Origin of the sequence: Lamprobacter sp. (assembly GCF_034860625.1) — a bacterium.
Lineage (GTDB): Bacteria > Pseudomonadota > Gammaproteobacteria > Chromatiales > Chromatiaceae > Lamprobacter.
Map to the genome: position 1 here is coordinate 1 of NZ_JAYESN010000136.1, position 9,777 is coordinate 9,777.

Consider the following 9,777-nt stretch of genomic DNA (forward strand, 5'->3'; position numbering starts at 1 on the left):
ATGTTCGACCAACCTCAGTTGTCGACCGACATTGTTTAAGGCGTCCCACGCCGTTAGATCTGGCGCCCGTAATTTATGAATAACGCACCGATGAAGCAACCTTTGCTCATCCCGAGCCTTGCCAAGAGCAGCGTCTATCTCAGTCTGCCGGCCATCGGTCTTGGAGCCTCACCAATGGCGTTGCTCCCATTCCTGTCGGCGGCAGGTATTGCCGCTGTCTATGGCCGCGTGGCCGAGAACCGATATGCGTGGTGGCTGATGCTGTGGCCTGCAGCCTTCGTTGCATCCTCAGTACTCTCAGTCGCCGTTGGCGCTGAGCCGGAGCGCGGTGTCTTGTTCCTGTTAAGCTACTTGCCCTGTGCTGTCATCTTTCTCATTATCGTTCGACTGTTCGATCTTCGCGATCTACTGCGCTTATTTGTCAGCTTGACCTTGCTTGGTAGCTTGATCAGCGCTCAACTTGGGGTTCTCAGGTTATCGATTGACGCTTCGCCGAGTACGTTGGTCGAGCAAGCTGCGCTGCCTCTTCTTGGCGTGCCCAACGATTTGGCTGTTCTTGCGATGATTGCCCCCATCACGGCAGTTCTATTCCTGCGCTGCAGCGCATGGCGTCTGCGCTGGCTATGAAGAGCCCTGCTGCTGACGGCGTTCCTGATGTCGGCTTTAATCATCCTTACATATCAGAGCCGCAGCGCCTTGCTGTCATTGATCATCGGGCTCGTCGTGCTGGCGCTGGGCTTGACGCGCACGATGCGGAGCCTTGCCAAACTGCTGGCAGCGACCGGCGCCGCTGCGCTGCTAGCACTCCTGCTAGACGCGGTCACCGGCTTCGGTATGTTGGCCAAATTCAGTGATCCCGTCCGCTGGACACGGCTGCGGCTTTGGCTGACAGCGTGGCAGATGTTCAGTGATGCGCCTTGGCTTGGGCAGGGTGCTGGCAGCTTTTCCGTCTTGTACGAGCAGTATGCCGCCGCGCTCAGGCTACCCGATTGGGTACACTGGGACGATCGCCACATGCCTTGGGCGCACAACCTATACTTAGAGCTATTGGCAGAGCGAGGGCTACTGGGTGCCCTCTGCTTCGCGGGTTGGATCACTAGCCTGATTAGTGCGCTGGTTCGGATCATGCGCAATGAGGAGCGGTTGCGCACCTCTGCTGCCGCCTTGTTTGCGGCGTTGTGTGTGGTGCTCACAGCCGGCCTAGTCGACCTTAGCCTGCTGCGGCTTTGGCTTGTATTGATGCTTACTTTCGTCACGGCTATGACGGTCGTAATGGTGGGGTGTGCGAAAAAACAACAATGTACTTTTGGTGAATTCTAGCGAAAGTTGTATGAAATTGATAGATGTGGCGTAGAGACAACTGTCACGGCTCGGACAGGAGACAGGGCAACCGTATCAACATATTAGCAAATACTGTTTGAAAGGCTCTCAGGTAAGCCGCGCAGCGGAAAACCTGAAACGCTCCTTCGAATCCATCAGTTTGATGGGTACAATAGCAAAAGCAGAAGCGCTATTAGTATTTGTTAATGCTTTCAAAGCTGCCCACAATGGACCATCGGATTTTTGAACTCTACTGGCGTGGCGATCTGAAGATCGCGCTGACTCCCCGTGATGTCCAGGGTTCCGCGCTCCAGAATCGGATTCAGGCGATTCATTTTCTCAATGAGGCCTTCGCGCTGTTTTATCGCTGCCGGCAAGGGATCGCGCAGTGTAGCGATTCCACTATGCGCAAGCGTCTCACGCAGACACTCGAGGCGGCGGCCAGTAACGGGCCGGGGCGCAACGCCTGCGACGACCTTAAGGAAGCCATCGCGCATGCGCTTGCACTTAAGAGCCGCGATGGTTACGCAGCGCCTTATCAATGGCGAGACCTAACGCTACAGTCCTATCAGAGCTTCGGCTTTCATCAACAAATGGCCTTCACGGCCGTTGGCGGTCGCAGACCCACGGTTTGGCAGCAAGGCGACGTGATCTCCGCCAAGGCCGCCGTGCGCTTCCTGGAGGAGATCGACCAGCATGTCAGTGAGTTGCAGGCGCGATTCGCGCGCATCGAACAACGCTGGGATCAGGTCCATCGCCTCGGATTACGCTTGCAGCGCAGCCGCCTGCGACCAACAGCCGGCGAATGGAAGATGCTCGGGGCGACGCTTTGGAGCATCGGGCGCACCGTCTTCGACTCGCAATCGGCCCTGTGGCTCTCCGGCTCGGGCATCGATGCGCGTTTCAACCACACCACCGCCTGTTTGGGCAGTGGAACCACGGTGTTGGGCGTCGGGCACCGCCTTGAGGCCTTGGCGTCACGGATGCGGAAAGGCGGCGCCACATCCGGTCATCTCAAAGAAGCGCTGGAGCTGCTTTGTGTGCTCGGCACCTTCTATGCGCGGGCGTTGGATGTGATTCCAGGAGCCAAGTTCTGGATCAATCGAGTCGAGGCAAGACGCTGGAACGAGCTGCGGCTGTTGGCGGACGTTTCCCCTGCAACACGATTGACCGAAATCAACGATGGGCAAGAATTTCTCTCTGGACATACGGCGAAGAGGGGCTTTCCGATGCTGGGTCACTATCGAGAAACACTCAATCAGGGCCTGCTATGAACTTCCTCACCATCAGCCACGAACAGATGCAGCAGTTGCAGGCGCATCAGGAGGCCTCTTTTCTTGATCGGCTGGTGGACTTCCTGCATGAGCAGTTTCCAGAGACTGCAGATGAGCCGCAGGAGACCTTCCGCCAGGCGTTGACTGAACTGATCGAGCGCTCGGAATCTTGGGGGCTAGCGGCAGAGGATGAGATTGCTCGATACTGCGTCACCGCTTGGTTGCTCGGCGTCGATTTCGATCAGGAGTTTCCTGTCGCCGCAGACATCCTTGGGGATCGTGTAACTAAACCACAGCAGCGTTCTGTGCAACTGCTTGACTGGGCGACAGAACTCTTTCGCGTACTGGAGGCGGCTGAGTAGATTATGGCCTTTGGAGACCGCTTTCGGCAGGCCTGGGACAATTCATGGTCTGCTGCTAAGGCCGCCCGTAAGGCGGTTGCAACGAGCTTCGTCAATGTCGCAAAAAGTGCTTGCACGATTGCCTGTCGAGCGGTTACTCGGGTAGCTAAACACGCGACTGACTGCTTTGGCAAAGCAATTCGTGCTCAACGCGGCGCCAAACCGACAGAAGTGGCAGATGCAGTACGCTCAGGCAGTGTGAAGTCTGCGGTTAAGGAAGTCATCGACCCCGAGCGCGTCAAGGGCTACGCAGCGGCGGCGGGCAGAAAGACTGGCAGAGGCAGAGCGTCTGCCCTCGCTAACATGCTCGACGACCGAGCACCGCCAGCGATTCCAGGGCGCCAGGCCAAGAAGCTGTTCGACGGGCGCAGATCACTGCGCAATAGTTTTCTCGACGCAACAAAGCGTCTGAAAAAAGAGCTTGGCAAGGATGGCATGGGGGCTGCCGCAAAAAAAGCAGCCGCAAAGAGTCTACGGGATGGGGTAAAACCTAGAGCTCTCGGTCTATCGGCCATCATTGAAGTTGGGGCCAAGGTCTACGAGAAAGGTTTCGATTGGTCGAAGTATGAAAAGAAAGACTTGATCGATGTTGGCTATGGCGTCGGCTCTGGTGTTGCCTATGGAGCCCTCGGGGCTGCGGTTGGCACGCTGATTCCTGTGCCTATTGTGGGAACAGCCGTCGGCTTTTTGGTTGGGACCGCAGTCGGAATGGTTGTCGACAATCTCATCAAGGACGGCACCGTCGAGTTTCTCGACTGCCTTACGGGATGACTTTCCCGGCTAAGGGTAACGAACGAGTGAGACACGCAAGCTGATGCCGATTCCTGAAACCTATCGCCCAATCCTTGCTGCGATCGAGCAAGGTGATTTTGAGCAAGCCGTGCAACTCGTCACAGAGGCGCGAGAAACAACGCCGAACGACCCGCGCTTAGACCTCTTGGCTGGCGAGATCAGTCTCCTGTCTGAAGATTACGCGCAAGCAGCCGAGTATTACCGTACCGCGAGTCGCGCGATGCCAACAGAAGCCGCCGTTTGGGGTGGACTCTGCGAGGCCTCCTGGGCAATGGGCGACTATGTCGAAGCCTTCGAGGCAGGGCAGCAGGGTCTTGAGAACGGTGAACTCACGCCACGCCAGATCAATTGCCTAGGCATCGCGATGGCGATGCTCGGTGAGCGAGCGGGCGGCGCTGCGCTGCTAGAGGCGCATACACAGGCTTACCCTACAGAAGCAGATCCCTGGCAAGGCTTAGGCGCTATGGCGTTATTGAGCGGCGACACTGCAAGGGCCGAAAGCCTCTTCACTCATGCCCTTGAGCTCGACCCCGATCTGTACGAAGCTCATACCGGCCTTGGACAGATCGCAATGTCGCGTGGTGAATTCACCCAGGCAAGCGAGCGCTTCATCTCTGCCCTGCGCTTGAAACCAAATTACCTGCCAGCAAGAGAGGGGCTGATTGAGTCCTTATGGCAACTAAGAGACTACCAAGAGTGCTTAGATGTCGCCGATCAGTTGCTTGAAACACAACCCTACAATCGGACGGCCAACTTCCGACGCGGCCTCGCGCTGTTTGGGCTTGGGCGCGACCAGGAAGGCGAGGAGCAGCTCAGTTGGCAGATGGCGGAGGATCCGACCTTTGTTGACGCAGCGGTCTGGTTGGGCGGCTATTTAGAATCCGTTGGTCGGAAAGAAGAGGCACTTCTGCGCTATCAGCAAGGTCTGGATCAGTGTCCAGATTATCGTGATGAAACAAAAGCATTGCTTGAGAAGCGCATTGAGCAATTAGATGGCGACTGACGATTGCGGGTGATCGATTGCCGGTAGACCTTGAGCAGGTCGCCGGGCACTTTGCCGATCTATTCCAGCGCAGCAGTTCCTGTGTCGAGGTCTGAAATCGCTTTCTGGCCCTCTACAGCCATTCGCCTTGGCCGACGGACAGGATGAGCGTCTCGCCACCGAGCACGCTGGCGGAGGTGGTCCGCGGATCAAGCGGAACGACTATATCAGCATCGCCATCATCGTCTGAGTCCTCGTAAGCAGCAGGTGCTCATGGCCCTGCACAACTTTGCGATCAATCGCCCCGATGCCACCCACTACGACTGCTGAGTGCTTCTACGCTCATCCCATCCCATTATGTTCGTGCAGGTGCTCGAGCGCATGTTCTAGCAGCCTGTCGGACTTTGCTGCTGCCCGCTTGCTGACTTGATAGACTGTTGCCCTGCTTCAGGACAGGCGCCGATGCTCAACTTCCGCTCGATCAATCGCGACCTTCCATTAGAGTTGCCTCTACCCGCAGGACATCAGGTACGAGGCACTTGGGCAAATCAGCTTCGTTGATGCGTCGCTCGAGGACGCACTGGCGACTTTAGTTGCCTCAGGTTTCGTCTTCGCCCTCCGCCATCCGAACCTCCGCGGCGGCGGGGAAGGTCACACCTCGCTCGATCAGCATCTGCTTGACGCGCGCCAGCTCGGATCGATAAGGTGCAACCCGAAAGCCACTGTTGGTCGGGGCGAAATCCTCTGATCGGAGGCCCCGTTTCGCCAACTCTGCCGGGTCAGTGCTCAGGCGATTCCAACCCGTACGCGCGAGAGCGTCATCCTCGTAAACATTCTGCGCCAGTCATGAGTGCTCTACGGCCAAGATATCCCATTCGAACCGGGCGGCTGTGGCGAGCGCAAACTTGCGCCCGAAAACCGGCAGGGTCGCGGCCCCCCGGCGGGCGTCGGCGATCAGCAGGATGCGCTCTGCAGCGCGCTCACGCCTTCCCTCGACGCTGGTTGGGCAGAGTTCGATCGCCTGATCGACCGATGATGCGCGGGCCGACGGCGTCCTTAGTCTTGCGATAAGTCGCTTGGGCGGTCGCGCTGACCGCGATCTCGGTCGCGTCCCAGACATCTGCGGCCACTTCAGTGGTGGCGTCCCGAGCCCGCGCGATCAATCTGGCCGCCTGAAGGCGGTGGTTTCAACCTTACTTCGGACAATGACGGGCTTGATCGTTTTCCAGATGAATTAGATCAGGTGAATTAGCCTAATCCAGCGGCGGCACGGCGATCCCGTGGGACTTAAGGAATTCCCAGACCTTGACCTTGTACGGATAGATGGGGGAGTCTGGGGCCGGAAACCCTCGGCTTAGCGACCGACTGATCGGCGATCTAGCTGTCGTCTCATAGTCGTATCGAGCGTTCAGCTCGATCAAGCACCAGACAATATCCCAGTCTTGTGCTACGGCCGCGTCAGTAATGATTGGGTCGTCCGCCCGAGTGCGAACGTCTAGATCGGCACCAATGGATTTCATGTAACGCAACCGCTCACAATTTCGGTCATGTACGAAGCGCATGATGACCGGGTTGTTGTTTGGGCGAAGAGTATTTGGGTTTCCACCAGCCTCAAAAATCTGTTCCATGATCTCCGGCGCGGCCCGATAATTGTCGACCGCCAAACTTACTGCGCTAGCGCCATCGTCGGCTCTTAGATTCGGGTCTGCTCCCTGTGCTAACAATTCCGCAACGGCCGTAGCTTTGAGTCGGTCCACTGCAATTATCAGTGGCGTTACCATGTGCTCACCACGGCCATTCACATCGGCACCTGATGCAATAGCCGCTGCTATGCTTGCCGGGTCGTCGGCACGCACTGCAACCTCTAGTTCTGCGAGCTTCCCGGTAAAATAGGCGCTTGTCATTGTTTCGTCTCCATCCAGGTTTACGCTGCAGCCTATAATGGAAAAATTCAGAAAGGCAATAATAAAAAGATGTAATGCCATAAAATTTTTAGGTGCAATCTCTAATAAAGCGCTTGAGTTTCTCTCGATCATCATTAAGCTGCTTCTCAATGGGCCCAAGGACTCGCTTCATTTCGTGTTGCGCGAGCTTTCCAATATTAGGTCCTGGATTTTTCGCACCTAACCATTTACCCGTCCTGCTCATGCTGTTTGGAACTACCTCCTTCTCAACTGCACGTACTGGCGGGAAAGAATTTAAAGGCCGTCCTGCTTCATGGTCTTCCTCAAGTTTTAGAATCATCCTGTCTAACTCATCGAAGTAGCGTTCCAAATCTTCCGAAAACTCTCTATTCTTATTTATATCCCGCTGCTCACCTTTATCATAGGTCGGTCCTAAACGAAGCGGGAAGGGAATGGGGTTTGCCGCTTGGCTCAACATATACCGTGCCTTAGCCTTTTTTTGTTCGTTTTGTTCGCCCAAGTGCTCAGGGTTGTGATATTCAATTTTCATCGGGTCTACCCCCCAACGGTTTTCACCTTCTAACTCGCGACGAAGAAAACGGGCATTTTCGATTTGTTGCTCAGGATCGGTGGTCTCGTTCATGAAGGTCAGGAAATCTGACTCAGCGCTGAAGGCATGAGAACGAGACTCAAGCGATGCGAAGTCGGTATTGCCGGTGCGGGCAAGCGAGTTCTCATGTAGACCAGCGGAGTTAAAAAGATACGCCTGTGCTTTAGGATTAACCAAAGCCGCTTCTTGCGCCAGTCCCCCCCCTTTAGAATAACCAGCTATATCGTAATCTACACCCGCATCAGTCAAGCGGCCAGCTAACGTCCTCATGGCCCAATATTGAGCAGTATCACGCCCCTCGCCATTTCGCGTATTGGTTTGCCAATCAACTAGTGATTTCGGTTGAGTATCACGCGCAACCAATATCAACTTACCTGTACTCTCGTCGCGATACATGACAGCCCGAAAGCCAGAATCCTCGTCCCTTAGGTCTTCGTCTTTAATAGTTCCCCTAGGTAGGCCGAGTTCGTCGCAAAGGGCATCAGCTGCTACTGGAAGTCGATTCAGACACTCAGCCTTTACTTTTTTGTCTTTCTCCTTCGCCGTATCCCCGAGTTGGCTGTTGAGGTCGCTAGCAGCCCGCGCATACGGTAAGGCTTCACGGTAACGATTAAAGCGCCGAAGCTTAGGGCCCAGGATAAAAGCCTTTTGCAGACAAGGGCTGGAATCGGCAGAATACATCTGCGGATGCCCGTCTGTTGGAAGCAAACCGTGCTCTTCCTCAGGTCGACCAGTTAAAGACTGGATGCTTGCAGCGACGGCGGCGGATAGAGTGTCGTCTTTAATCCGTGCGGTGACACATGGGTTCTGACATTTCTGGCACGGGCTCGGCTTGTAATAGCGGCTAAACATCTAATCGCCTATCGTACAGAGATCCGGTCGGATAGTCGAAGGCGCTGAAAGCCAGATAACCGCGGTCCGCGATGTAGCTCTTTAAGCTCACTTCGCTACTAGCTACCTGTATAAGCAAAGCGTGGGGGTTATCCACAGGATCGCTCTCAAATGAGCGAATGGCAAGCAAGATGAGAAACAACGCGCAGTCGTGCTCAGTGTGTTCCTGTGCCGCAGGCCAGACGGGATTCCAAATCTGTTCAAGGTGCCGATGATCCCGCATCCATGTCTTCCAATCCTCGCGCAAAGCGTTGTCTTCAATGAACCGGTAAAGACGTTCGAAGAAAGAAGTCCGGGTCAAGTGAGACATCTGTGCGGCACTGAATTTCAGCATGATCTAAATCCTGTCATCTTAGCGCTGGATATCACTGCGTCTTCCTGCGAATATGACCGTCAATAGAATCGCGTTGATGCTGGAGCAGCAAGTTTGGCCAAAGCGGCCAGGATCTGGCAAATCGGTAATGGCGGCAATGGAATTCCAAATTGCTTTTTATATCCAGCTTTGAGGATTTTCGGGCTCTTCAAGCCAAATTGTCAGCAGCAGAGCTTTGATATTCGGCACAGATTGTGCGGTTTAGTTGGCACTAGCTACCGCCCATCTCTCCCTGCTGGTGAGTTTTTATCTGATGCGCTAGATCCTCAGCCAATCAAGACCGTGAAGCAGCCCTTGACGATCTTGTTCGGTGGGCCAAGCGCTTCAATGAGTGTGTCGCCAACCCGACAGGCAGGCAGGTTATTGATCATGACGCTGGTGCTTCCATTGATTACCACGCCTGGACCATGAGGTGGAAGCGGCAGCGGCATTGGACAGGCATGGATGTCCGCCCCTGCGGAAATACTGCTGATCATGCTACCCATCGCAGCGGCTTCCGCCACCTTTAGGCTTTCCTCCGCAGCCTTAGCGGCCGGAGCGCCGGGTGTGCCAGCGGCGGCTAGAGTGGCTGACTTAGCGACAGCGAGCCGAGCTTGCGAACTTGTTTTTGCTGCCTGCAATCCGGCTGCTGCCGCCAGCGGGATGCCTCGCCAAGCGGGCTGGAAGCCGATCATGACATTCAAGCTGCCCGGTCCGGGTAGCAACGGTGACATCATGTGAGCGGTCGAGTCCATCGTCCTCGCGGCGGGTTTACCTGCCATCTGCGCTCTCCCCCTATTGGTGAAGTGGATAGGTCAAAACGTACGTGGAGCATGCCGCCCGGCCTCAGCGGTGCGGGTTAGCGGGATTGTAGGACCCCGTCGGAAATCGTGTAAAATTGAAGCGAATCAGCGTTCTCGGCTTCGAGCAGATACTGATCAACCGGACCAAAAAAATCAACAAGCTCGTGTGACTGACAGGTTGGCAGAAACACACGCAGCACGCGCGGATCATAGTAGCGAAAAAATAGCGGCTCACCATCGGGGCCGTAGACGTGCAGTTGGGCGCGCGCATGTTGTCGCACGGCGCGAAAGGAGGCCTCCGTGATCAAGAAAATTCCCCAGTGTTGCCCCCAACCCTCGGATAGAATCCAATCGACTGCCGTTAGCTCATCATCAAGACCCACCAGATAGGGTGCAACTTGTGCCAATTCCACATCCATCTCACCCGGCAGCAGGCAAACCGATGTCA

Annotated in this window: 12 protein-coding genes; 6 read left to right on the forward strand and 6 right to left on the reverse strand. The window is 55.7% G+C overall.

Features of this window, described 5'->3' with window-relative positions; all coding sequences use genetic code 11:
• Window positions 1–90: 90 nt before the first annotated feature.
• The 6 genes from VBE63_RS21410 to VBE63_RS21435 all read left to right on the forward strand — a co-directional run bounded on the left by VBE63_RS21410 (window position 91) and on the right by VBE63_RS21435 (window position 4,790).
• Window positions 91–627, forward strand: coding sequence for a hypothetical protein (locus VBE63_RS21410; RefSeq protein ID WP_323685053.1), 537 nt, complete (start codon window positions 91–93; stop codon window positions 625–627).
• A gap of 27 nt (window positions 628–654) precedes the next feature.
• On the forward strand, window positions 655–1,320 hold the full coding sequence (locus VBE63_RS21415) for an O-antigen ligase family protein (protein WP_323685054.1): 666 nt from the start codon (window positions 655–657) through the stop codon (window positions 1,318–1,320).
• A gap of 227 nt (window positions 1,321–1,547) precedes the next feature.
• The gene (locus VBE63_RS21420) at window positions 1,548–2,594 is read left to right on the forward strand and encodes a hypothetical protein (protein WP_323685055.1); all 1,047 of its coding nucleotides are present in this window, start codon (window positions 1,548–1,550) and stop codon (window positions 2,592–2,594) included.
• Window positions 2,591–2,956 carry a hypothetical protein gene (locus tag VBE63_RS21425; RefSeq protein WP_323685056.1) on the forward strand — a complete coding sequence of 122 codons (366 nt, stop codon included), beginning with the start codon at window positions 2,591–2,593 and terminating at the stop codon, window positions 2,954–2,956. The genes VBE63_RS21420 and VBE63_RS21425 overlap by 4 nt, the downstream gene beginning before the upstream one ends.
• A gap of 3 nt (window positions 2,957–2,959) precedes the next feature.
• On the forward strand, window positions 2,960–3,766 hold the full coding sequence (locus VBE63_RS21430; RefSeq protein ID WP_323685057.1) for a hypothetical protein: 807 nt from the start codon (window positions 2,960–2,962) through the stop codon (window positions 3,764–3,766).
• A 43-nt stretch (window positions 3,767–3,809) separates the two neighbouring features.
• Window positions 3,810–4,790 carry a tetratricopeptide repeat protein gene (locus VBE63_RS21435; protein ID WP_323685058.1) on the forward strand — a complete coding sequence of 327 codons (981 nt, stop codon included), beginning with the start codon at window positions 3,810–3,812 and terminating at the stop codon, window positions 4,788–4,790.
• 577 nt (window positions 4,791–5,367) lie between these two features.
• On the opposite strand, the gene VBE63_RS21440 is transcribed toward VBE63_RS21435, so the two are convergent.
• From VBE63_RS21440 to VBE63_RS21465, 6 genes are all read right to left on the reverse strand, one after another.
• Window positions 5,368–5,538, reverse strand: a complete 171-nt coding sequence (locus VBE63_RS21440) for a hypothetical protein (protein ID WP_323685059.1) — start codon at window positions 5,536–5,538, stop codon at window positions 5,368–5,370.
• Window positions 5,539–6,022: 484 nt separating this feature from the next.
• On the reverse strand, window positions 6,023–6,808 hold the full coding sequence (locus VBE63_RS21445; RefSeq protein ID WP_323685060.1) for an ankyrin repeat domain-containing protein: 786 nt from the start codon (window positions 6,806–6,808) through the stop codon (window positions 6,023–6,025).
• Window positions 6,762–8,135, reverse strand: a complete 1,374-nt coding sequence (locus VBE63_RS21450) for a hypothetical protein (RefSeq protein ID WP_323685061.1) — start codon at window positions 8,133–8,135, stop codon at window positions 6,762–6,764. Before VBE63_RS21450 ends, VBE63_RS21445 begins: the two co-directional genes overlap by 47 nt.
• A complete protein-coding gene (locus VBE63_RS21455) occupies window positions 8,128–8,508 on the reverse strand; it encodes a hypothetical protein (RefSeq protein WP_323685062.1) in 381 nt (126 codons plus the stop codon). The genes VBE63_RS21450 and VBE63_RS21455 overlap by 8 nt, the downstream gene beginning before the upstream one ends.
• Window positions 8,509–8,813: 305 nt before the next feature.
• Window positions 8,814–9,308: a PAAR domain-containing protein gene (locus VBE63_RS31525; RefSeq protein ID WP_416274619.1), complete on the reverse strand. Its 495-nt coding sequence runs from the start codon at window positions 9,306–9,308 to the stop codon at window positions 8,814–8,816.
• Between the two features lie 77 nt (window positions 9,309–9,385).
• Window positions 9,386–9,777: DUF4123 domain-containing protein (locus VBE63_RS21465; protein WP_323685064.1), on the reverse strand; the 392-nt coding region annotated here is incomplete at its 5' end.